Here is a 23,145-nt window from a genome sequence, read left to right as displayed (position 1 = left end):
AAGCATTTTATGAGATCCGGGGTCGTCAGGGCATGGTTGCTGACGGCCCCGTTTTTCTTGGGTTCCTGCTCGTTCCTTCATTTCCCGAAGGAGAAGCAGGTCGGCCACCAGCGGGTGGAAGTCACGGCGCAGGCGGCCGAGGAAACCGCTGAGGAAGCTCCCGAGCCGGCCACGGTGCCGGTCCTGCTCTTCAGTGACAACCTTCACACCGGGCTGGTGCTCGAGCTCGATTGGCTGCGTCGTCACGGCTACGTCACGCCGCCGGAGATCGGCGATCATCGCTACGTCGCCTTCAGCTGGGGGGACGAAACGGCCTATGTCCAGAAGCGTTGGTTGAGTCCCGGACAGGTGGTGCATGCCTTGTTCCTGCCATCGGGCGCGGTGATGGAGATCATCCCGTTCGACTGGAACATTCCCGAAGTCTGCCACCACCAGCGTCTCTATCAGGCCTACGTGCCCGAGTCCGCGGGAGCCGGGTTGGCCGGTTTCCTGAATCATTGCGCGGTGCGTGATGCCAACGGGGTGCCCGAAACGGTGACCCGCTCGAGCTGGGGGGAGGGGATGCTCATCCGGTCACCCCATTCCTACTATTTCCCTCGTATTTGCAACATCTGGACGGTTGATGCGCTGCGTTCCGCCGGATTCGAGATGGGTGGACTTCGTGGGTTGTCCGCGGATGGCGTGATCCGTCAGGCGGAGAAGCCTGAGAACGGATTTGCGAAGATCTGGGATCCTGCATGGCAGGAGCCGGACGATGCCGGGGAATCGGAGCATGAGTGAGGAACCCTACAGTCGCCCGGCCGCTCCGCCGCCGATGCCGCCCGCCGGTGGCCAGCGCCTCGGGGATCAGGCGGGCATGCGCCTGCTCCTCCCGGTGGGGAATTCGGGCTGGGCGATTGCTTCAGGCTATCTTGGCTTGGTTTCGGTGCTCATCCTTCCTGCTCCTTTCGCGATGGTGACCGGGATTCTCGCGCTGCGGGAAATCAAGCGGTCGAAGCAGACGGGTCGTCGCAAGCACGGTACGGGCCGGGCAATATTCGGGCTCGTGATGGGCGGTTTGTGCAGCTTGATCGGGCTGCTGTTGCTGGGTCAGGCTTTGATCAAGTCCTGAGGAAGGTCGCCTTCACCGGAGAGGGTGGCCTCGATGGCGAGCTCGACTGCCCGCGCCAGTGTCTCCTGATCGACGGAACCGGGTGACTTCAGGTTCGATAGATGGATGAAGCCGACCGGGATCCCGGGCTTGGTCCAGAGGGCGTGGTCAATCACCTGATAGAGCAGTGCATTACACAGGTAGGTGCCGGCGTGGGCGGAGAGCTTCGCCGGAAGTCCCGCAGCCACGAGGGCGCGATGGATGGTGTCGACGGGCAAGGTGCTCCAATAGCCGGCCGGTCCGTCCTCGATCACGGATGGATGGGGAGGTGGGGTGCCGTCGACATCCGACCCTTCGGCCAGGTTGATGGCAATGCGTTCGACCGCGACGCCGTCGATGGGAGCCACACCGAAGCAGAGCACGGCCTCCACGTCATAGGACCACGCGTCGCGTAGCTGTTCGAATGCGCTCGACCATGAGACCGGGAGTTTGATCTTCTGGATCTCCCAGTCGGAGGGAAGCTGTGGGCTTGCAGCCTCGACGGCAAGCCATGCCGGGTTGGCGCTGAGGTCGCCCCAAGCATCGAATCCGCTGACGAGAATGACGGGCATGGTGGGTGAAAAAGAGGAGGTGTGGGTGGTGACTAAAACCGCTCGGGCCTCGGCGCCCAAGGTCCATCTCCAAGAAAGTCGGCGGCCAGCTCTTCCAGGCCCAGCGCGAAAGTGGCGCGGAAGGCGGATTCCCCGCCGTCTTCGTAAGTCGCGGCATTGATGAATGAGGTCACCTGATCCTTCGAGGCGTTCAGGTCGACTTCGATCTTCCGCCACAGGATTTCGGCGAGGTTGTAGCTCAGTTCGAAGCTGTCGCCGGGGATCTGCCAGGCGGCTCCACTCCAGAACTGCTGGATGGTTTCCTCGTTCCAGTGGTGCAGATGGCGTTCGAAGATCTCACGGTCGAGGTAGAAGATGCTGTCTCCGGTGACGGCGGTCTCCATGCGCATCGCGAGTGCCTCGTTCAGCCAGGCGGGGATGGGCAGGTGGCTGAGGCAGGCATGGGTGAGTTCGTGGGCAAGGACCGTTCGGTAACCGTTATGGTCGTAGGTTGGGAAAGCGTAGTGGGTGTAGCCGGACTGGATGCACAGTCCGCCCGACATCGGCACGTCGCCGTCCGGGTGGAAGTGGGCGACGTATTGGTAGTAGTCGCCCGACTCGGCAAACATCAGGACGACGTGTTTCCCATAGCCGAGGTCCGATGCGGATCCATCGAGGTGCCGGAGAATCTGGGAGAGGCTCGCTTCGGCGCTCTGTTTGGCGTCTTCCGCGATGTGTCCGGGTGCCGAGGTGAGGATGAGGAAGTTGCTGGTCTCGTGGACCTGATAGGCCTCGCCAAGGTGCTGGCGGAGATGCTCGAGCCACTGGTGGGCGACCTTCTCCCAAGCGGCACCCCAGCCGCTCTCGGGAAGGGTGGACTCGATGTGGCGGGCGATGCCGTCCCAATCGGGGTAGGCGAAGCCCTGTTCAACAACGAGGGAATCTGCGAAGGCGGAGTCAGCAGGCACAGGGCCGGAATTACTCCATCGGGTGCTCCTTGAGAAGTTCTTCCGGGCTGTAGAAGGAACGGGTGCCGGTTTCCTTGCGCACTTTGGAGACGGTTTCGGGTTTGATTGCGGGTGCCTTGTTGCCGAGGTCGTTGCGGACGTAGGTCAGCACGGCGGCGATTTCCTCGTCATTGAGCATGCCTCCAAAGGGAGTCATCGGAACCTGGCCGGGATACTTCTGGCCGTTGATTTCGATCGGGCCCATCAGGCCGTGAAGCGTGAGCTTGATCAGGCGTTCTTCGTTCCCCTGGGTCCAATCGGTTTCGGCGATCGGCGGGAATCCGGCGGAGGGCAGTCCCTTGCCGTCGGGCTGGTGGCAGGTGGCGCAGTGACCTTCGCGGTGGTAGATTTCGTGACCGCTCAGGAAGAGCTTCTTCTCGGCCGCTGTCAGGTAGGACGGGGGCTCGGGGGCCGGGTTCTCATCGACTTCGACCTCCTCCTTGCCGGCGAGCCGGTCTGCAGCGGTTTTGGCGGCTCCCTTGATCCAGTCATCCATGGGGTTCTTGCTGGCGGCGGCGACCACCTTGCTGCCGACCGAGTTGTCCAGCCATGAGGCTGCGATGATTGCTTCCACGCGCACCCGGCCATGCGGGTCGTCAGCCGCGGCCATCAGCAGTTGGGCGTGGTTGTCGAATGAACGGATGTTGTAGCGAAGCACCCGGATGGCTGCGGCACGAGCGCGGTGGTCATCCGACTTCGCCAGTTGGCGGAGCAGGTCCGTGTCCACCTTGTTGAGAGCCCAACTGGTCCAGAGTGCTTCGAGACGATGGTGGTCGTATTTCGGATCCTTGGCATCCAGAGCGGCCACCCATTTCTGAATGGCGGGGAGGACGGTAGCGGGGTCATGGCTGCGGAGTTCGCGCCGGGTCCGATAGCGTGTCCGGTAGTCGGGCGACTTCAGATTCTCCAGCAGGTCGGCGACTTGGGCCCCTGCCACCTTGACGGGCTTCACCAGGGGGCGCGAAGGGTAGGTGATCCGGTAGATGCGGCCGTGCACGTGGTCCCGGAGCGGGTCGCGTGCGTTGTGCTGCATGTGGCCGATCAGCATGTTGTGCCAGTCGACGACATAGAGTGATCCGTCGGGAGCGAACTCCAGATCGACGGGGCGGAAATTGCCGTCCTTCGACACGAGGAGGTCTTGACGGTGACTCGTCTTGTAGCCGGTTCCATCGTCCTCGATCTTGTGCTGCTTGATGCCGAGGAACCCGATGTTGTTGGCCACGAGCATGTCGCCCTGAACCTCATCCGGGAAGTGGGCGGACGAGACGAACTCCAAACCGGATGTGGGGCGTACGGCGTGGCCTTTCGGGGCGAGGTCCTTGGTCAGCGGTGCCTTGGCCCCGTAGGTGGGCTTGATCGATGACGGCAGCAGCCAGTTGATGCGGGTGCCGGAGGTGTGGATGAAGAAGTCCTGACCCCAGTCGTCGAAGGCGAAACCCCATGGGTTCGGGATGGAAACCTGGGCGGTGCGCTCGAGGTGGGTGCGCTGCGGGCTGAAGCGGTAGAACCCGCCATCAATGCCCCGGACCGGGCCGTAGGGTGTTTCGACGTTCGAGTGAAGGAACACGCCTTCGCACATCATGAAGGCACCGGATGGATCGGCGCAGAACGCACCGACCGCGTGGTGGGTGTCGTGGGTGTCGAAGCCGGTGAGAACGACCTCCCTGGAATCCGCACGGTCGTCGCCATTCGTGTCGCGCAGGAGCATCAGTGCGGGTTCCTGGGAGACATACACGCCCTCGGGAGCGAACTCGAATCCGGTGGGCAGATGGAGGTTGTCGGCGAAGACGGTCTCCTTGTCGGCACGGCCGTCACCGTCGGTGTCTTCGTAAATGAGGAGCTTGTCGTCGGGGCGGATGTCGCCCGGTTTGTAGTGCGGATAGCTCGGCATGGTGGCAACCCACAGGCGGCCCTTGTTGTCGAACGAGATCTGCACCGGGTTGGCGAGATTCGGGAATTCCTGTTCGGAGGCGAACATCTCGACCTTGTAGCCTTCCGGAACGGTGAGGGATTTGATCGCGTCCTTCCCCTTGTTGTAGTCGGGTGTACCGTTCTTTCTACTAGGTTTGTAGTTGGTTGTGATCTCGGGGAGCTCCGGGGTGCTTTCGTCGGCCTTCTTGAGGTCGAATTTCAGTCCCTTCGCGGTGGCCCAGATGGCGCGATCACGCATTTCGGTCATGGCGCGCATCTTCTCGATTTCGGCCGGGTAGTTCTCGGGGCCGAACGGCTTGTAGCGGCGGCCGTCGACGTGCACGCCGTTGAGCATCCGGTAGTCATTGAACCAGAACCAGTTCTTGTCGCGGACGATCTCGGCGAGGGTCTCCGGATCCACCTTCGAGGCACGGTCACCGGCTCCGAATACCTGGTCAACGAGGGCGGGTCCCAGCAGGCGGTAGCCGTGATCGTTGGGAAGAAAACCGTTGCGGGTGAACTCCTCGTCGCTTGCTGCGTAGAGCTGGGTGGTGGAGTCGAAGAGGTCAACGAATTCGACTCCGGTGGACTTCGCGACTTCGGCCATGGCGTCGCTGTAGAGTTTCAGGTTGGCATTCTCGGTGGTGCCGTCCGGCAAGTCGCGCTTGGAGGACAGGTCCTCGTAGGCGATGGGCGAGATCAGGACGAGGCGTGGTGCCGATTCCCCGTTGTATTTCTGGGCAAGCGTGTGCTTCACGAAGGCCTCGAGCTCGCCCTTGTAGGCGTCGAGTCCTTCCGGCCCGTCGAAGGATTCGTTGTAGCCGAAGAAGGCGAGGATGGTGTCGGCCCCGGCGGTTTTGAGCCATTCATCGGGGGTGGGGTGGTGGCCATTGCCGTGGTGGATCTTGTTCTGAGGACGAAATGCCTCAGCGCCAGGAAACGCCCACTGGGATGCGCGGGAAGGGTGCGGACGGAAACCCGGGGTGTTGCCGGGGCGGCACATGTTGCGGACGACAAGTTTCTCGTCCGGGTAGCGCAGTTGGAGCTCGGTCTCGAACCACGGGTGGTCGAGCATTCTCTCTCCCAATCCGTTGCCGAGGAGGACGATGCGATCTTCTTTTTTGGGTGCTGTCGCTGCGGCGGCCCACGGGACCGCGGCAAGGAGAAGGGAAGCAAGCCAGAGATTCTTCATATGATGCCGCCAGATACCGCCGAAGGGTCGGTTCTCTGTCACTCGGGATATCCATTTCTGCCCCTATGGACCCTTCTTTCTGGTGGGGCTCGACCCGCAGGGGGCTCGACCATGGGCGGCGGTGCGGCATGCCATGGTGATGACTGCATGCTGATTCTTGTCCTCGTAAACGCCAGACGCCCTTCTCCGGGGTCACCGGGAAGGGCGTCTACGAGAGAACCGCTGTGAGGACTCAGAAGCGTTTGGCCACAAGGGTCTCGTCGCCATTCGCGGGAACGGCGGGTTGGACGGGTGTCCGCCCGGGATTGGGAGAAAAGAGATCAATGCCTGGAGCGCTGAGGCGATATTCGTCGCCGACTTGCTCGATCATCACGAAATTGGGGAATTCCTGAAACCGTCCGCTACGCCAGGCGGTGGTGCCTTTATCATCGGTGAGCCGATGGGCGTCGCTTCCGAGCTGTGCGTAGATGCGGCGGTTGATGCCGTTCTTCTTATCCTTGCTCGAAATCGAGCCGAGGATGAGTTGGCGGAAAACGAGGTTGCGCCACTCGATGCGGGTGTATTTGCCGCGGCGGAGGCAGTGGCTGCTGGCCTGATCGTTCTCGTCGACCTGGATGGCAGTGCGGAGGAAGGCGGCTGCCTTCTCATAGAGCATGGCGGTTTCGGCTTCCGTCGGCTGCTGAGGCCTTGCAGGGGCGTCCTTTTCCCGAGCTGACAGCGGCGCTGTCAGGCTGAGGGCGGTGATCAGAATGGTGAGGAGGTGGGGGAACTTCATCGGTGGTGATATTACGCATCACCTTGAAGTCTTCCCATCACGGGATCGCGTAAGCCCTCAATCCGCGCTTTCCAGTGAGGGAACGGGGGTCGCTGGGTCGGTGTCCGCGCTGTAATCCACGCCTTCGAGCCCGAATCCGAACAGCCGCAGGAACGAGCTCTCGTAGCCCTCCACGTCGGCGAGTTCCTTGAGATTTTCGGTATTTACCTCGTTCCAGACCTTGTCGACAGCGGCTTGGACGTCATCCGTCATTTCCCAGTCGTCCACCCGGATGCGGCCGGCTTCATCGGGTTGGGGATCCGCTTTCCCATAAAGTCGGTCGCGGAAGAGGCGGTCCATTTGTTCGATGGTGTCCTCGTGGGTGCCTTTGGCCTTCATCACCTTGTAGAGCAGGGAAATGTAGAGGGGCACAACGGGGATGGCAGAACTGGCTTGGGTGACGAGCGCTTTGTTGACCGAGACCCAGGCTTTGCCACCCAGATCGGCGAGTTTTTCGTCGAGGGCGCGCTGCGATTTCTCGAGGTCTTCCTTGGCCGCGCCGATGGTGCCATTGGTGTAGATCGGCCAGGTCACTTCCGGGCCGATGTAGGAGTAGGCGACGGTTTTGACGCCTTCGGCGAGCACGCCGGCGTCCTTGAGGGCATCCATCCACATCTCCCAATCCTCTCCACCCATCACGGCGATGGTTTGATCGATCTCGTCCTGATTGGCGGGTTCGATGGTGACTTCATCCACGACCTGGGTTGTCGTGTTGAGGTTCTTGTTGGTGTAGGTCTGGCCGATGGGCTTGAGCACCGACTTGTAGGTCTCACCATTGCGCGGGTGGTTCCGGCGCGGGGAGGCGAGGGAGTAAACGACGCAGTCGACCTGTCCGAGGTCGGCCTTGATGGCTTCGATCACGGTGGCCTTCATTTCGTCCGAGTAGGCATCGCCATTGAACGAGCGGGCGTAGAGTCCGGCGTCCTTGGCTTCCTTCTCGAAGGCGGCGGAATTGTACCAACCTGCGGTGCCGGTCCGGCGCTCGCTGCCTTCCTTTTCGAAGAAGACCCCGATGGTGGAGGCACCACAACCGAACGCGGCGGCGATCCGTGATGAGAGTCCGTATCCGGTGGATGATCCGATCACGAGCACCCGTTTCGGGCCGTTCTCGATGGGGCCTCGTTCCTTGACGACGGCGATCTGGTCGGCGACGTGCTTGGCGCAGCCATCGGGATGCGAGGTGGTGCAGATGAATCCACGGATTTTCGGCTCAACGATCATGATGGGCGGAGCCTAGGGGGTCGTCGGTTCGGCTGCAAGTGTTCGCGCGAGGGCTTTGACGGGGGGAGGAAATGGAGTTCTCGAGCCGGGATCGTCACCACATGAGCGCGGCTCCGATCACGATGGAGTGCGAATCAAAACCGGTGCGTTCGAGAGAGTTGGTGCGGATGTAGGCGACCTTCATGCCGAGCTTGCGGCTGATCGGGAAACCGATGGCAGCGCCATAGAGCAGGTTGTTGTTCGAATCGCCCGAGCCGAGTCCATTGATCCGGGTGCCTCCACCGCTGCCGAAAGCCGTGCCGGTCGAGACCCAGAGGCCCGGGCGGAAGGTATAAACAAGGTGGGCCTGACCCGCGAACAGGGGATCCTTTTCGAGGGTGTTGCCTTTGTAGAACGAGTTGTTGTCGGTGAAGAAGTAGGTCGCCAGATCGAGCTCAAGGGACCACGGACCGCGGGTGTGGACCATGCCGATCTCAGGGCGGAAGGTGAAGCGGTTGTTGCCGAGGTTGAGCAGTCGGTCCTTGAGATAGCGGCCGGTGGGCAGGAGGGTCGTGAGTCCGATGCCGACGATGGTTTCACAATCAGCCACCTCGCGTCGGTAGGTGGCAAAATCCTCTCCTTCCAGTGGTGGCGCTCCAAAGAGGTTGATGGAGAGTCGGACGGCCGTGTCGGACAAGCCGGTGCGGCTGGTGGAGGCCGGTGTGCCGTCGAGGGTTCCCTCCCAGCGGCCATCCTGGTATGCCTGAACGATGTCGAAGCGGGCTGACTTCCCGAGCAACTCGAAGGCATGCAGGTAACTCGCGGAGATCGTGTGCATGTCCAGCTTCGCGTTCTCGACCCGGGTCGAGGGGCTGAAGAAGATGTCCGCGGAGGTGTAAATGTAGGCAGCGGCCGAGAAATTGCTGCCCTTGGGCAGGTGGCTCCAGCGCCGTGGTTGCAACTCCTGGGAGTGCGCAGCCGAGCTGAATAGAAGAAGGGCGAGGAGCAGAGCTCGGTGCATCGGCTGATTGATGAAGGATTGGCTGCAGCCGGACAAGCAGTATCGGAAAGGCGAAGGGCGAACCCGTGTTCCGGGTCAGCGGTGTGGTGAAGGGGGGGCTTGTGCAAAAATTGCTGTAAAAGGCGGTCTGTTTTCGCGTACTAGGGGCAATGATCCGCTTGCTTCTGCTCACGCTGTTTTCGCTCCCGCTGCTCGCCGAGCAGGCCACGCCCGATCGGCCGAATGTGGTCCTGATCCTGGCGGACGACCTGGGTCCGGGAATGCTCGGGCATGAGGGACAGGGGATCGTCAAGACGCCCCACATCGATCGTCTGGCCAGTGAGGGCATCAGTTTCTCCAACTACTACGGAAACCCCTACTGCGCGCCGGCGAGGTGGAGCCTGCTGACGGGCATGCACAACGGTCGCAAGGGATCGGGGTCGCACACTCCGGGCGGGCAGCTCATGAAATTCGATCGCCAGAAGTTGGGCCCGAAGGAGTGGGATGCCGCCTTCATGAAGGTGCAGCAACGCGCCAAACCGGTACCTGAAAACGAGGTGTTCCTCGCCCAGGTCGCCCAGCAGGCCGGCTACCGCACGGGGCAGTTCGGGAAACTGGACATCGGTTTCCTGACCTGGCATTCGCTGCTCACCCGTCACGGCTGGGATGACTACGAGGGCTACTACGACCACCAGCGTGCCCACGGATTTTTCCCGCCCTACCTGTGGCGCAATGGTGAGAAGTTCGAGCTGCCCGGCAACGACAGGATCGACTGCGGGAAGATGAGTGAGAATGGGACCGATCCGGTCGGTTCCGGTGGGAAGACCTATTCCCAGGATGTGTTCCTCGACGGGATGTTGAAGTTCCTGCGCGAGAACCGCGACCGGCGCTTCTTCCTCTATCATCCGACCCAGTTGCCGCACGGACCGGTGGCGGTTACCCGCTTGCATCCGGACTATGCCGACCGCAAGGACCTGACGCTGTCCGAGAAGAAGTATGCGACGATGGTCCGTTCGCTCGACGATACGGTCGGTCGCCTGATGCAGGAGCTGAAAGCGCTGGGTCTGGATGAACGGACGGTCGTTTTCTTCTCATCCGACAATGGTCACGAGACTTACTATCAGAATCGCGAGGGACAACTGCCGAAGCGCATCTGGAGGTCTGGAAAGCTGGCTGACGGATCCAAGTCCAACCTCGAGGACAAGAAGTGGCGGACCTCCAATGAAGGCGACGTCTTCGATGGGGCCGGCGGTCGGGCCGGGCTGAAATGGTGTGCCTTCCAAGGGGGCATCAACTGCCCGATGATCGTGCGTTGGCCCGGGAAGATCGCCCCGGGGGAGCGGACGGACCTGCTGGCATCCCACTATGATTTCATGCCCACCCTTGCCGACCTCGCCGGAGTCGAGGCCCCGCCGAAGAAGGATGGGGTTTCCTACCTGCCGACGCTGCTGGGCAAGGAACAGAAATCGTTTCAGGAGAAGGTGTTCGTGAAGAGCTCGGGGCCGATGGGCAAGAGTGTCCTGATCACCCGCGAGGGTTGGAAGTTGATCGAGCTCAAGGACGGGTCGTTCCAGCTGTATCAGATCCTGAAGGACCCCAAGGAATACCACAATGTGGCGAAGGAGCACCCGGAGGTGGTGCAGCGTCTGGTCAAGATCTTCAAGCGGGAGCTGGAGTCCGATCGTCCGGATCTCGCCGGATCCTGACTGGCTCAGACCAGGGCCGGAAGATCGAGTGCCCTGACCTGCTTACCGTCGAGGTCGGTCATGCGGATGGCCAGCTTCGACTTGTCGGCCTGCGCGGTGATGAGCCGAGCCTGTGCATGCTTGGGACCGCCGCCGACCAGTTGCTGGTAGGGGAAGCGGTCGTTCGATCTGATGTGGGCATCCCGATGGGTGTGGCCGGAGATGACCAGTTGGGCACCCCACTTCACCAGGCTGTCGTGCCACAGGTCTCGACTCCTCTTACTATACCAATCGTAGCCGTGATCGGTGGTTTCGTCGGTCCAGCGCAGCGGGATGTGGCAGAAGACGATCCGGTAGGGGGCATTCGCGAATTCGGGACGGGTGATGGTCTGCTCCAGCCACTCGGCCTGCGCCTGGCGCATGGGTTCGCAGGCTGCACGCCCAAAGAGGTAGGGATGGTCGTCCGGCTTGTCTTCGCCGGTATCCAGACAGATGGCTGTGACCGGGCCACTGCGGATGGCGAACCACGGCTTGCCGTCCGGCATCGGGGCGTGGTCCTCGACCTGATGGGCGAGGGTGCCGCGGACGTCGTGGTTGCCCCTGACCAGAAGCAGGGGGTGGTTCGCGCTGTGGTCGATCCCTCCGGCGGGCGTCAGGATGGTGTCGGCCACTTCACCTTCCCGGTACCAGTCATTGCAGATGTCACCATTCCAGAGGAGGAAGTCACTGGGGGGCGTCAGCTCGGCGAGCTTCTTGATGGTGTCGGCGTGCTTGTGGGTGTCGTTCCACACGGCGAAGCGGGTCGCTGAAGCAGCGGGATCGAGGGTGCGGAAGGTTCGGATGGCGGAGACCGATCGGGAGGCATCCTTCTTGTCCATGGACTCGGTGACGGTCCGGTAGTGGTAGGTGGTGCCGGGTTGGAGTCCGTCGAGGCGGACGCGGATCGATTCGCTGCCGGCTGGACGCAGGCCCCATCCATCGTCCCGTTTCGTCGATCCCAACTCGGGAGTCGGGCCGAACTCGACCATGCCGCGTGCGAGTTGGTGGGTGCGCCAGATGATCTCGATGCCGTCGGGGCGGGGGGCCATGGCGACGGGGATGCCGGGTGCTTTGGCCTCCTCGTCTTGAGGCTCTTGGGCGTGGCTCGCAGAGGCTCCAAGGATGGACCCGGCGGCTGAAATGTGCAGGAATGATCGTCTTTCCATGGTTGAAGTGAAGAAAACGTGCCCCGGGAAAGGGTTCTCTCAGGATTCTGCAGGTGTTTCTCCGCTGGCGCGAATTCAATTCGCCGCGGGTTCACCGGAGCTGGCGCTCCAGCTTCGTTTGAGGGAGCGGGTGAATTTCTCCCAACGGCCCATCTGCCAAGCGTCCTCCCAGAGGCAGGGGTCGAACTTGAACTGAAGGTTGTCCCCAAGTCCCTCGCGGAGACGATTGGTTTTCAGGAGGAAGCGGTTCTCCTCGGCGACGCAGATGCGCTCGATCTGGACCCGCTGATCGGTGGTGTAGTGGAAGCCCTTGTGTGCGAGAAGTCCATGGGTGGCTTCGTGAACCAGGACGCCAGCGAAGTAGGCGGCGTGACGCAGGTCATCGCCGAAGTCCGGATCGTAGTCGAAGTCGAGTTCGATGACCGACAGCTGCGGGCAGTAGCGGCCTGAGCGTGGCCCCAGGGCCAGCGAAGCTTCAACGATCCAGCGGGTGTGATGGATGACCCTTGCGGCGCGTCGGGGATCCAAGGTTTCGATGAGTTCGAATGACAGGCGGATGATGCGGAGGAAGTCCGCATGTTCGGTTCGCAGAGAGACCACGGGGAGGTCTCCCAGATGAGTGATTACCTGCGACTGATAGAGCGTGGTCAGGGTCCAATGGCGGACACGGGTGAGCAGGGGTTGGATCATGGAATGTGTATCGGTTTTCCCGCTGCGGCGCTTGGTAGGAACGGCGCAGACGATCCGAGTCTGGGGTTTGTCATGGGCAGTCCCCGCTACAATCGGTTCACGCGATTCTCATGGGAAGGGGCACGGGTCTTCGGCATGCTGATCCCATGAAATCCTTGAGCCGATGTGAGACCCGTATGCTGGGCGGCATGATGTTTGTGGCTGGGTTCCTCATGGCTCTGCTGCCGGTTGTCACCTGGCAGAACTCGGTGCTTCTTGCCGTGCTGCTTTCTCCCGGAATCCCGATGGGAATCTACCTGGTCTGGGCTGGCTGGATGCTGGCTTGGAAGCCGGATGCATAGGGCATCCCGAGCCTTCGATGGAGTTTTGAGATGAAGACGCGATCCTGCGGTCAACACATGCTCGAGCAGCCCGAGGCGGGGCTGGAGGCGTTCCGCTCCCGGCATCGGGGGATTCTCTGCTGCCCGACCTGTGGAATGTCGCTGCCCATGGTGGGGCGGGGCCGGGTCATCCGCCATCCTTTCGCCCAGAGGCTGAGCGATCACTCGTTCATGATCACCGGCTGTTGGGTGGCGCTGGTGGTCGCGATGTTCGGGATCTCGCTCGCGGTTGGTGACGCCGGACTGATCGGCCGGGGGACCGGGTGGATGCTGCTTTTCCTGCCCCCCTTGCCGGCGACGGCCATCTTCTTCTTTGTCCGCTGCTTCCCACGCTAACGCGTGACGGATTGTCCGCACTGCGGATTCTCCGAAGTCACGAAGCTGCAGGGATGAGCCGTGCGGTGAGCCGCGGCTTATCTCATGCGCCGGCCCGTCGGTCCTGCACGGCCTTGGCGAACTTGCCGAGCACCTCGACGGTGTCGTCCCAACCGATGCAGGCATCGGTCACCGACTGGCCGTAGGTGAGTTTGCTGAGGTCGGGGTCAAGCTTCTGGTTCCCCTCGACGAGATTGGATTCGACCATGACGGCCGTGATGGCCTCCGAGCCGTCGGCGATCTGATTGCAGAGGTTGGCGGCCACCAGTGGCTGGTTGCGGTAGTCCTTGCGCGAGTTGCCGTGGGAGCAATCGATCATCACGTGAGGAGGAAGGTTCTGCTCGTGGAGGCCGACGAGGACGTCGTCGATGTCGGCCTTCTCGTAGTTCGGGCCGTTCTTACCGCCGCGCAGGATGAGGTGGCAGGATTCGTTGCCGGTCGTCGAGACGATGGCGGAGACTCCCTGCTTGGTCACGGAGAGGAAATGGTGGGGGCGGGAGGCGGACTGGATGGCGTCCAGCGCGATCTGGATGGATCCTCCGGTGCCGTTCTTGAAGCCGACGGGCATCGAGAGACCGGAGGCGAGTTCGCGGTGAATCTGGCTTTCGGTCGTGCGCGCACCGATGGCGCCCCAGGCGATCAGGTCGGCGATGTACTGGGGCGAGATGGTATCGAGGAATTCGGTGCCGGCGGGGATGCCCATTTCCGCGAGCTCGAAGAGCAGGCCGCGGGCGATCTTCAGTCCGTGATTGATATCGAAGGAACCGTCGAGGTGAGGGTCGTTGATCAGGCCCTTCCAGCCGACGGTGGTGCGCGGTTTTTCGAAGTAGACGCGCATCACGATGAGCAGGTCATCCTTGTGCTGGTCGATGAGTGGCTTGAGTTTCCTGCCGTAGTCGATCGCTGCAGCGGGCTCATGGATGGAGCAGGGGCCGATCACGACCAGCAGGCGGTCGTCCTGACCCTTGAGGATGGCATCGGCGCCTTCGCGGGCGGTGGCGACCAATTCCGAGACCTGTTCGGTGACGGGTTGGAAATAGTTCAGGACCGCCGGAGAGATCAGGGGATTGAGGCCGGAAATGCGGAGGTCGTCGGTGCGGTGCTGCGTCACAGGCGGGACTAAAGGGGAGGTGGGCGCCGGGGGCAAGCACAGCGTGGTGGGGATGAGTCCCGGCTTGGTCTCGACGCCGGGGGGCGAAATCTGTTTTCCTGCCGGGGATGAGCAGGAGGCATGCAAAAAAGTTGGAGGTTCCGGTGGAGAGGGATTTTACGGGAGGCTTGGAGTTTCGGAAGTCGTACGTGGGCTCGACGGGAGACGAGGGGCTCGACCGCCAGATCTCCGAGATGGCGAAGGAAGTGGCGAAGCCGGGCAATGAGGAGCTGTTGGCCGAGATGATGACCACGGCCGTTCGGCTTTCCCGGGATGGTGTCAGCAAGGGCGACTTCAAGCTGATGAACCGGGCGCTCAAGGAGATGCGCGAGGCGGAGATCGTGTTCGAATCGTGGCAGAAGTTCCGCAAGGTGTCGGTGTTCGGGTCGGCACGGACGAAGCCCGACGAACCGGAATACATCGCGGCCAAGGAGTACGCGGCGAGGATGCGCGATCATGGGTTCATGACGATCACCGGCGCCGGTCCGGGCATCATGGCGGCGGGAAACGAAGGTGCCGGGGCGGCGGACAGCTTCGGGCTGAACATTTCACTGCCTTTCGAGGCTGACCCGAATGAGTTCATCGCGGGTGACCCGAAACTGATTGATTTCAACTACTTCTTCACCCGCAAGCTCTCTTTCGTCAAGGAGAGCGACGGAGCCGCCGGGTTCCCGGGAGGTTTTGGTACGATGGATGAAGTATTTGAGGCGCTCACGCTGATCCAGACGGGCAAGGCGAAGGTGTATCCGCTGGTGCTGGTGGATGCGAAGGGCGGGACTTATTGGAAATTCTGGGAGCAGTTCGTGAAGGACCACTTGTTGCGCCTTGGCCTGATCTCCGAGTCCGACATGTCGCTGATCCATGTGACCGACGACCTCGACGAGGCCGTTGAGGAGGTCGTGGGATTCTATCGGGTGTTCCATTCCTACCGCTATGTCGGCAAGCGCCTGGTGCTGCGCCTGATGAACCGCCTCTCGGATGCCTCGGTGAAGGCTTTGGAGAAGGAGTATTCGGACCTGATCGAGTCCGGTGGGATGAAGCAGTGCAAGGCATTGAAGGCGGAGGAGAACGAGCCGGAACTGGCGGAGTTGCCGCGGCTGGTCTTCAATCACCGGAAGGGGGACTTCGGTCGGATGCGCGAATTGATCGATGCCGTGAACAAGGCGGAAGCCGAAGCCTGATGGCGATCGTCATCAAAACGCTCCGGAAGAGGTCCAAGCACTAGGAACATGGCAGGCAAGAAGGAACGGGTGGATGTGCTTCTGGTGGCGCGCGGGTTGTGCGACACCCGTGAGCAGGCGAAGCGCCTCGTCCTCGCCGGCGAGGTGAGGACGAGTGACCGCCAGATCGACAAGCCGAGTGCGAAGGTGCCCGAGGACATCCACCTCGAGGTGAAGGAGAAGCCGAAGTACGTCGGACGGGGTGGACTGAAGATGGAGGGGGCGCTGGACGCCTTCGAGATCGATCCAGCCGGACGTGTATGTCTGGACATCGGTGCGTCCACCGGTGGATTCACCGACTGCCTCCTGCAGCGCGGCGCCGAGCGGGTGCATGCGGTCGATGTGGGAACCAACCAACTGGCTTGGAAGATCCGCAGCGACCCGAAAGTCGTGGTAAAGGAGAAGTTCAACGCGCGCGGGCTGGTGGAAGCGGACCTCGGTGAACGGGTTTCGCTGATCGTGATCGATGTGTCGTTCATTTCCCTCACCAAGATCCTGCCCGCGGCCTTCGGGGTGCTGGAGGAGGGCGGTCTCATCGTGCCCTTGATCAAGCCGCAGTTCGAATTGGAGCGGGACGATATCGGCAAGGGCGGGATCGTCCGGGATCCGGCCTTGCATGATCGGGCGGTGGAGAAGATCCGGACCTTCGTCACCGTGGAGCTCGGAAGGGAGTGGAGGGGACTGATTGACTCGCCCATCAAGGGAACCGATGGGAACCGTGAATTCCTCGCGCTGCTGTCCTGATCTAGCAGTGCGCAGCCTTGCTTGCCGGGTGGGGACACCTTAGAACTTGATCACCATGAAGGTCGGTATTGTCGCGAACCCTCAGAAACCGGGGGCCCAACGCACCCTCAGCCGCTTGGTCGAGGAACTGGCCGGAGTGGGCATTGCTTCGATCTTCGAGGAGAACACCGCGAAGATGATCGGCCACGAAGGCGGGCTGGGCGGTATCGAACTGGCCGAGCAATCGGATCTTGTCGCCGTGCTTGGAGGTGATGGAACGATGCTTCACGCGGTCGACCGCCTCGGCGGAACTTCCAAGCCTGTCGCGGGAGTGAACATCGGCACGCTCGGATTCCTCACGAGCTGCACGGACGGCGAAGTCGGCGAGTTCGCGTCGGCACTCAAGACCGGCAACTACGACACCAGTCGGCGGACGCTGCTTTCCGTAAGTGTCGTGCGCGCCAACGGAGAGGCCGAGCAATTCACGGCGCTCAACGAGGCGGTGCTCGCTCGTGGTCAGACCGGACGGGTTGGTGGGCTGCGTGCATCGGTCAATGGCGAACTCCTCAACCGCTACCGCGCGGATGGCCTGATCGTGGCGACTCCGACGGGGTCGACCGCCTATTCCCTCTCCGCGGGTGGCCCTCTGATCAGCCCTTCTGCCGGGGTTTTCGTGATCACGCCGGTGTGCCCGCACACCCTGAGCCAGCGCTCGCTGGTGGTGGATGATGGCGTGGTGGTCGAGTTGGCACCCTACGGCGAGATGGATGGGCCGATGTCCTTCACGGTCGATGGCCGGGACATCGTGGAACTGCATCAGGGAGACCGTGTGGTGATTGAGAAATCTCCGACCGATCTTCATCTTCTGCGGCTTCCGGGGCGCTCGTTCTACGCGGCCCTCCGTCAGAAATTGAACTGGCGCGGCGGCTGATTCCCCAGCGGAGGCTGGAAAATCGGATCAGGGTTGGAATGGATTTGCCGCGGTCACGGCAATCGGGTGAAGTCGGGCATGCGTCACGACCCTGTCGACCCCCAGCTATTTGTTCGGAACCGTGAGCGCCTGCGCTCCCTGCTCAAGCCCAACAGCATTGTGATCATTCGCTCGAATGACATCATGCCGACCAATGCCGACGGGGTGATGCCCCATCACCAGAATGCCGATCTCTACTATCTGAGCGGAGTCGCGCAGGAAGAGACCGTGCTGGTGCTCATGCCTGATGCGGTGGATGAGAAGGAGCGCGAGATCCTGTTCGTGAAGGAGACCAGCGAGCATATCGCGATCTGGGACGGTGAGAAGCTCAGCAAGGAACAGGCCCGGGAAAGGACCGGGATCCAGCGTATCGAGTGGGTCGAGGGGTTCGACTCATGGATCCACCGGCTGGTCCCCCAGGTCGAGCATGTCTATTTGACGACCAATGAACACCTGCGCGCCGCGGTGGTCGTCGAAACGGCGAATGACCGCTTGATCAAGGAGTGCCAGGCACGCTACCCACTCCACCGCTACGAGCGCCTTGCGCCGCTGATGCATCGGCTCCGGATGACCAAGGACCCCGAGGAGATCAAGTTCATCCAGAAGGCCTGTGACATCACCGAGGCAGGCTTCCGCCGTCTGCTGGGTTTCATCAAGCCCGGTGTGGGCGAGTGGGAGATCGAAGCCGAACTTGTGCACGAGTTCCTTCGGCGCGGCTCCCGTGGGTTCGCCTACAACCCCATCATCGGCAGTGGCAAGAATGCCTGTGTCCTTCACTACCTGGAGAACAACTGCATCTGCGAGGACGGACAGATGGTGCTCATGGACGTGGCCGCGGAATACGGTGGATGGATGTCGGACATGACCCGGACGGTGCCGGTCAACGGTCGTTTCACCGACCGTCAGCGCGACGTTTACAATGCGGTGTTGCGGGTGTTCCACGGAGCCAACGAGATTCTGCGTCCCGGCAATACGCCGATGGAGTATCAGAAGCAGGTCATCGAGTTGATGGAGGCCGAGTTGGTCAACCTCGGGCTGATCAGTGCGAAGGACGCCAGGGAGCAGGGCAAGGACAAGGCCATGGTGAAGAAATACTTCATGCATGGTACTTCCCACCACATGGGGCTCGATGTCCACGATGTGGCTCCACCACACGAGCCCTTCGCGGAAGGCATGGTCTTCACCATCGAGCCCGGCATCTACATCCGTGAAGAGGGACTCGGCGTAAGGCTTGAGAACGATGTGGTCATCGGCAAGGACTCCAATTTCGACCTGATGGGGAATATCCCGATCGAGGCGGACGAGATCGAGGAGTTGATGAACGCTTGATGCTCCCGCCGGGATCGGCACGCAGGGCCGCTGGGCCGCTGCGGGCGAGAGGTCCTGTGTTCACGGAGTGATATCCGTACAGACGGACGCGGCAATCCTCGGGGACTGCCGCGTCGAGTTGATCTGATTTTGGTGATCGAGCCTGAGTTAGCGGGCCGAACCGAGGCTCCCGGGCCAGTATTTTTCGACGAATTCGCTGTTCGACATGAAGGGGAGGACCTCGGTGTGACCATCGGCAAATAGGACGATCTGGTTGCGTCGGTGCACGTCGTCATCCGGGCCATCTGGTCCGCCGCGGTCATGGTAGGCGTGGCCACCTGAGCCCACGGCGTTCTCGATTCTTTCGGTGCCTGAGTGCCATTCGACGACGGTGGCGGCCTTGGCAGGCTTGCGGACGATGGAAACGGGAACGCCAACGTTGAACGGACGGTCCTTCCAGCCGCGGAAAGCTGTGCCATTCGACCAGTTGGTCGTCCATGGGACAATGGCGTAACTGCGTGGGTATTTGTCCGCACTGCGTTCCTTCCGGTCGGAAGGGCAGGCGAAGTAGGCGGCTGGATTCTCAAGTTGCGGCCATTGGCTTTTGGAGAACGCGCCATTGCCACGAAGTTCGTCTTCGCCGTCGTAGCCGAGGTAGGGAAGAATGGCGCGATCCCACGCTTTGCCGTCGTTCCTTCCGGGGTAGCGTTTGAAGTCCGCTTGGAAGGATGCCAGACCCAGGCCGATCTGGCGCAGGTTGTTGGTGCAGGTGACGCTGGTGGCACGTTCCCTCACTCGGGAACTGACCATGAATGCCAGGGATGCGAGGACCGCAACGATGACGATGACGATCATCAGTTCGGTCAGGGTGAATCCGGAAGCTCGGAACTTGGGACGATGGGTTTTCATTGGGTTGGGTTGGATTGGTAATTTGACTGGGTGATTTGAAACCTGTCGAGCAAGGGGTTTGGTGGTTCGTGGCGATGTATGGTCCGATCACTCAAAGCTAAGCTCGAAATCATCAAAAATCGAACTTCCTGACGACCAGGTGGTAAGTCCGAACCGGCTGGAAGCCGGAATCGGGGTGCCGAGGTCGAAGTCTTCGGCGGTGAAGTAATCGTTTCCAGCGGGATCAAGAATCCGGAGGTCGACGAGCGCGGATCCGATGATGCCGGAAACCTCGACGGTGAACAGGGCACCGTTGGAGAAACCTGCCGTTGGGTAGTTCTCAAGCCCGTTCTCGGAAATCAACGGGCCGCCGCTCTGGCTTCCTTGGATCACCCGGAAGAGGCGCACATCCTTGTTCGCTCCACCTGGGTTGCTGCGGCCGTCGGCGAGCATGAACTGCCAGAAGGTGGAACTTCCACCGTCGGCGACGATCCCGAAGGCGATTCCTGACCCGACTCCGGTTCCTGAGAACCCGGTTTTGACGGATGCCACGAAGGTGGAACCGGCAGGGAGGGTGTGGGTGGTGGACGTTGCCAGTGTCACAGGGCCACCAGGTGCATCGACCTGGTTGGAAGCGAAGTCGAAGTCGGTGCCGTTGTTTCCAGCGAGATCGAGTGACCATTCCGGGTCATCATTGAGTGAGCCTGACTTTCCATTGAAGTCATCGGTATGGGTGACTCCACTCGGAGGATCGATGTGGACGAAGCGCTCGGTGCGCCGGGTCATCTCGCTCGGATCGCTATTGTAGTCCTCGGTGTCCCTCCGCCATTGGCCGAGTTCCTTCTTGAGTTCCCGTTTGATGGAAGCGTAGGCGGGATCGTCAGCCAGGTTGTTCGTGCACCACAGGTCAGCATCGAGGTCGAAGAGTTCCTCGGCAGGGAGTCCTCCTTCCACGATCTGCTTGAGAAGCTCATGCTGAGGGGTGCCGGTGGCGGCAACGGTGGCGTCGTAGGTCCGGTTGAACCACGGACTGCCGGAGGTGTATTGATCGGCATTCAATACGGGGCCGGGGTTGGCCAGTGTGCCACCTGTGGGTTGGGTGAGGTTGTTGACGTAGTAGTAGCGGCCATCGCACACCGCACGGGCGTTGTAGTAGCGGTGGCAGGCGGTGAGCATGGTATTGCGGTCGGGAAAGTCGTTCTGGGACCCGCCGAGGATCGGCCACAGGGACTTGCCGAGGTGGGATGGCATCTTCGGGCTGCCGACAAGGTCGAGCAGGGTGGGCGCGAGGTCGAGGTGGCTGACCGGTTCGCGCAGTCGGCGACCTCCCGAGATGCCGGGACCCGCGACAAGGAAGGGGATCTGGAGACCGGTGGAGTAGATGCTCTGCTTGGCGCGGTGGAGGCCAAGTCCGTGATCGGAGGTGAAGAAGATGACCGTTTCACCATCCACGCCTTCATCGATGAGTTCCTGCACGCAGGCCTGGAAGATGTCGTCGATGATCTTGATGTTGCCGAGGTAGTCGGCGATGTCCTGTCGGACCTCCGGGACGTCGGGGTAGCAGTTCGGGACGTCGATGTCAGCGGCAACAATGTTGGTGACGCTGCCGTTGGTGTTCTCCGGGCCGGTCCATTCGCCGTTTGCCACGGGGACCTTCTTGAAGGGAAGATGGGGAGAACCGAGATTCGCCCAGAAAAAGAATGGACGGTCGCCGGCAGCGGCGATGACGTCATTCATGGCCGCCGTGGCAATGGCAGGAGTGGTGAGATTCGGGTGTCCTTCGTGATACGGGAATTTTCGAACCGGCTGCACGTGGCTTTTGGATGAAACCGCGGTGTACCAACCGCGATCGCGAAAGATCTCGATCAGGGTGGGAAGATCTTCGTGGACACCACCGAGACCTGTGACTGAGGGATCTCCTACGAGGGGGAAGTCGATGCCATAGTTCGGCACGTTCCGGTGGGCGCTGTTGGTGTGCGGGAAGGTTCCGGTGTAGAGCGCCATCTTGCTGGGGCTGCACACGGGTGAAAGACAGAATGCCCGGTCAAACACGACACCGCTTCCACCCAGGCTGTCGAGGTGCGGGGTGTCGAGTCCCTGGGTGCGGTTGTTTGCCGCAATCGGGCTGTCCCCGGCATAGCCATCGGCGGGGTTGGTATCGTAGAGGCCGAGGTGCACGCTCTGGTCTTCGGTGATGAAGAAGAGGACATTGCGAAGCGGCACCACGGGCGAGGTGCCGAGGGTGAATTCCTGGGCGTCGAGGATGGTATCGCCATCGAAATCCGTGGTGGCGTCGATGTGTTCCAGACCGGTGAACCCATCCGTGGGATTGGACAGGATGCACCAACGTTCGAAATCGTCGTCGATTCCGTCGCCGTCGCTGTCGCTTCGCACGAGCGGATTGGTGCCGTTGAGGAACTCGATGTCGTCCGCCACCTTGTCCCCATCCGTGTCCCACTTTTCGGGGTCGGTCCCGAGGACCTCCTCTTCCTTGTTGGTCAGCGAGTCGGTGTCGGAGTTGATCGAGTCGTAGCGTGAGATCGAGTAGAACTTCCGTGGGCCATTCGTCGGCACGCTCATCGATCTGGGCGTGCCGTCGGACTGGACGGGTTCGAATTGCCGGGTCCAGGTCAGGAGGTCACTCGTCTCATGAATGGTATCCCTCATCCATCGCTCGGCCTGGTAATCGAACTGGTCCATTCCTGAGCCGACGTCGAGCGACGTCGGTCTCAGCTTCGATGCCGGGTCTTCCGGGTTGGTCCATGATTTGCCCTCGTCCCGATTTGAGACGCCATCCCCATCAAGGTCTGAATCGAGATTGTTGGCAGCCGCGGGGTGGAGGCTTTCCCAGACATCGCTGATGCCGTTCCCATCGGCATCGAGTGCCATGGAAAAGCTGGGGACCATCATGAAGCTGATGAGGAGCCGCGGGGATAGAGACATGAGATGGGTTTGCAGAGATGGGTAGAGATCAAAGCCACGGGGGAAACCCGTGGCCAAGACCTCTGAATTGGAAAGAAATCCTCGGGTGGGGAATCAGCGCTGGCGGCGCCTTCTCAGGCAGACCGTCAATGCCCCGAGTGCAACAAGCGTCGATGATCCCGGTTCCGGGACACCGTCGATGCGGAAATAGTCGATTTCAAAAGAGTCTCCGTTTCCTGCTGACCCATTGGTAGGGTCGATCCTCAGCGACTCAATCGTGGAGTTGGCACCCGCCGTCAAACCGCCGGATGGGATTGTCCAAGTGGCGAGGTGCCAGCCATCGCTCTGGGCGACGAGGGATGAAGGGGCTCCCAAGCTGTTGTTCGTGTCCGCCACATTGGTCGCACCGGGCGTGCCGTATGAGCTGGTTCCCCAGAAGACGGAGAAATCGGCGCTGGTGAGTGAGTCGTCGAAGGAGGAATTGCCGTCAGAATCGATCCTGAGTCGAAGGGCGAAGGCCGTGACGATGGTTTTGTCGATTCCGAAGCCAAAGTCGGAGCGGACCTGAGGGTCATTGCTGGCGCTAACACCGGCGAGGACGGTCTCGGTTCCACCGGAGGCTGTGGTGTAGGAATCCGAGGACATTCGGTTGCTGAAATCGACCCAGTCACCTGAGGTTGTGGCTGTCGCCGAATCGGCATTGTAGTCGTTCGTATTGCCGTCGAATTCCTCGAGGTAAAGGGTGGCGCCAAGACAGGTGCCGGCTGCGCACAGGGATGCGGCAGCAGCCATGGCGAGCGGAGAGCGGTTCACTGGGATCATGGT

At 61.5% G+C, this 23,145-nt stretch carries 21 protein-coding genes; 9 read left to right on the top strand and 12 right to left on the bottom strand.

The window, feature by feature from the left end:
* Positions 1-9: 9 nt before the first annotated feature.
* Both JIN81_RS17735 and JIN81_RS17730 read left to right on the top strand, forming a co-directional pair.
* Positions 10-780: a DUF2459 domain-containing protein gene (locus tag JIN81_RS17735; RefSeq protein WP_200283123.1), complete on the top strand. Its 771-nt coding sequence runs from the start codon at positions 10-12 to the stop codon at positions 778-780.
* Positions 773-1,111 (top strand): DUF4190 domain-containing protein, encoded by a 339-nt coding sequence (locus JIN81_RS17730; RefSeq protein WP_200283120.1) that lies wholly within the window; start codon positions 773-775, stop codon positions 1,109-1,111. The genes JIN81_RS17735 and JIN81_RS17730 overlap by 8 nt, the downstream gene beginning before the upstream one ends.
* Here JIN81_RS17730 and JIN81_RS17725 read toward each other — a convergent pair.
* The 6 genes from JIN81_RS17725 to JIN81_RS17700 form a co-directional block, all read right to left on the bottom strand.
* Positions 1,090-1,701 carry a pyroglutamyl-peptidase I gene (locus tag JIN81_RS17725; protein ID WP_200283118.1) on the bottom strand — a complete coding sequence of 204 codons (612 nt, stop codon included), beginning with the start codon at positions 1,699-1,701 and terminating at the stop codon, positions 1,090-1,092. The genes JIN81_RS17730 and JIN81_RS17725 overlap by 22 nt on opposite strands.
* Before the next feature lie 32 nt (positions 1,702-1,733).
* Positions 1,734-2,648 carry a hypothetical protein gene (locus JIN81_RS17720; RefSeq protein ID WP_200283116.1) on the bottom strand — a complete coding sequence of 305 codons (915 nt, stop codon included), beginning with the start codon at positions 2,646-2,648 and terminating at the stop codon, positions 1,734-1,736.
* 10 nt (positions 2,649-2,658) lie between these two features.
* Positions 2,659-5,790: a PVC-type heme-binding CxxCH protein gene (locus tag JIN81_RS17715; protein ID WP_200283114.1), complete on the bottom strand. Its 3,132-nt coding sequence runs from the start codon at positions 5,788-5,790 to the stop codon at positions 2,659-2,661.
* A 232-nt stretch (positions 5,791-6,022) separates the two neighbouring features.
* Positions 6,023-6,565, bottom strand: a complete 543-nt coding sequence (locus tag JIN81_RS17710; protein ID WP_200283112.1) for a hypothetical protein — start codon at positions 6,563-6,565, stop codon at positions 6,023-6,025.
* Between the two features lie 57 nt (positions 6,566-6,622).
* The gene (gene fabV / locus JIN81_RS17705) at positions 6,623-7,825 is read right to left on the bottom strand and encodes an enoyl-ACP reductase FabV (RefSeq protein WP_200283109.1); all 1,203 of its coding nucleotides are present in this window, start codon (positions 7,823-7,825) and stop codon (positions 6,623-6,625) included.
* A gap of 94 nt (positions 7,826-7,919) precedes the next feature.
* Positions 7,920-8,825 carry a transporter gene (locus tag JIN81_RS17700; RefSeq protein ID WP_200283105.1) on the bottom strand — a complete coding sequence of 302 codons (906 nt, stop codon included), beginning with the start codon at positions 8,823-8,825 and terminating at the stop codon, positions 7,920-7,922.
* A gap of 149 nt (positions 8,826-8,974) precedes the next feature.
* Here JIN81_RS17700 and JIN81_RS17695 point away from each other — a divergent pair, with 149 nt between their 5' ends.
* On the top strand, positions 8,975-10,510 hold the full coding sequence (locus tag JIN81_RS17695) for an arylsulfatase (RefSeq protein WP_200283102.1): 1,536 nt from the start codon (positions 8,975-8,977) through the stop codon (positions 10,508-10,510).
* A 5-nt stretch (positions 10,511-10,515) separates the two neighbouring features.
* On the opposite strand, the gene JIN81_RS17690 is transcribed toward JIN81_RS17695, so the two are convergent.
* Positions 10,516-11,694 (bottom strand): metallophosphoesterase, encoded by a 1,179-nt coding sequence (locus JIN81_RS17690; protein WP_200283100.1) that lies wholly within the window; start codon positions 11,692-11,694, stop codon positions 10,516-10,518.
* 75 nt (positions 11,695-11,769) lie between these two features.
* Positions 11,770-12,384, bottom strand: a complete 615-nt coding sequence (locus JIN81_RS17685) for a hypothetical protein (protein ID WP_200283098.1) — start codon at positions 12,382-12,384, stop codon at positions 11,770-11,772.
* Between the two features lie 146 nt (positions 12,385-12,530).
* On the opposite strand from JIN81_RS17685, the gene JIN81_RS17680 reads away from it, so the two are divergent.
* Together JIN81_RS17680 and JIN81_RS17675 are read left to right on the top strand one after the other, a co-directional pair.
* Positions 12,531-12,725: a hypothetical protein gene (locus JIN81_RS17680; RefSeq protein ID WP_200283096.1), complete on the top strand. Its 195-nt coding sequence runs from the start codon at positions 12,531-12,533 to the stop codon at positions 12,723-12,725.
* 30 nt (positions 12,726-12,755) lie between these two features.
* Complete coding sequence (locus JIN81_RS17675; protein WP_200283094.1) at positions 12,756-13,100, top strand: hypothetical protein; 345 nt, start codon at positions 12,756-12,758, stop codon at positions 13,098-13,100.
* A gap of 82 nt (positions 13,101-13,182) precedes the next feature.
* On the opposite strand, the gene JIN81_RS17670 is transcribed toward JIN81_RS17675, so the two are convergent.
* Entirely contained in the window at positions 13,183-14,250 is a 1,068-nt protein-coding gene (locus JIN81_RS17670) for a 3-deoxy-7-phosphoheptulonate synthase (RefSeq protein WP_200283093.1), read from the bottom strand.
* Between the two features lie 107 nt (positions 14,251-14,357).
* Between JIN81_RS17670 and JIN81_RS17665 the strand changes: the two genes are divergently transcribed.
* The 4 genes from JIN81_RS17665 to JIN81_RS17650 all read left to right on the top strand — a co-directional run bounded on the left by JIN81_RS17665 (position 14,358) and on the right by JIN81_RS17650 (position 18,531).
* Positions 14,358-15,470 carry an LOG family protein gene (locus JIN81_RS17665; protein WP_200283092.1) on the top strand — a complete coding sequence of 371 codons (1,113 nt, stop codon included), beginning with the start codon at positions 14,358-14,360 and terminating at the stop codon, positions 15,468-15,470.
* Between the two features lie 48 nt (positions 15,471-15,518).
* Positions 15,519-16,253, top strand: a complete 735-nt coding sequence (locus tag JIN81_RS17660) for a TlyA family RNA methyltransferase (RefSeq protein ID WP_200283091.1) — start codon at positions 15,519-15,521, stop codon at positions 16,251-16,253.
* Between the two features lie 55 nt (positions 16,254-16,308).
* A complete protein-coding gene (locus JIN81_RS17655) occupies positions 16,309-17,163 on the top strand; it encodes an NAD(+)/NADH kinase (RefSeq protein ID WP_200283090.1) in 855 nt (284 codons plus the stop codon).
* 78 nt (positions 17,164-17,241) lie between these two features.
* Positions 17,242-18,531, top strand: coding sequence for an aminopeptidase P N-terminal domain-containing protein (locus tag JIN81_RS17650; RefSeq protein WP_200283089.1), 1,290 nt, complete (start codon positions 17,242-17,244; stop codon positions 18,529-18,531).
* Positions 18,532-18,678: 147 nt separating this feature from the next.
* Here the strand turns inward: JIN81_RS17650 and JIN81_RS17645 are convergent, their stop codons facing one another.
* From JIN81_RS17645 to JIN81_RS17635, 3 genes are all read right to left on the bottom strand, one after another.
* Positions 18,679-19,419 carry a DUF1559 family PulG-like putative transporter gene (locus JIN81_RS17645; protein ID WP_200283088.1) on the bottom strand — a complete coding sequence of 247 codons (741 nt, stop codon included), beginning with the start codon at positions 19,417-19,419 and terminating at the stop codon, positions 18,679-18,681.
* A gap of 87 nt (positions 19,420-19,506) precedes the next feature.
* Positions 19,507-22,308: a sulfatase-like hydrolase/transferase gene (locus JIN81_RS17640; RefSeq protein ID WP_234045346.1), complete on the bottom strand. Its 2,802-nt coding sequence runs from the start codon at positions 22,306-22,308 to the stop codon at positions 19,507-19,509.
* 126 nt (positions 22,309-22,434) lie between these two features.
* Entirely contained in the window at positions 22,435-23,133 is a 699-nt protein-coding gene (locus tag JIN81_RS17635) for a PEP-CTERM sorting domain-containing protein (protein ID WP_325100907.1), read from the bottom strand.
* Between the last annotated feature and the right edge of the window lie 12 nt (positions 23,134-23,145).

The organism is Haloferula rosea, assembly GCF_016595525.1.
In the GTDB taxonomy this organism is placed as follows: domain Bacteria; phylum Verrucomicrobiota; class Verrucomicrobiia; order Verrucomicrobiales; family Akkermansiaceae; genus Haloferula; species Haloferula rosea.
Note: the sequence above shows the minus strand (reverse complement) of the source record. Positions and strands in the feature narration are given on the sequence as shown.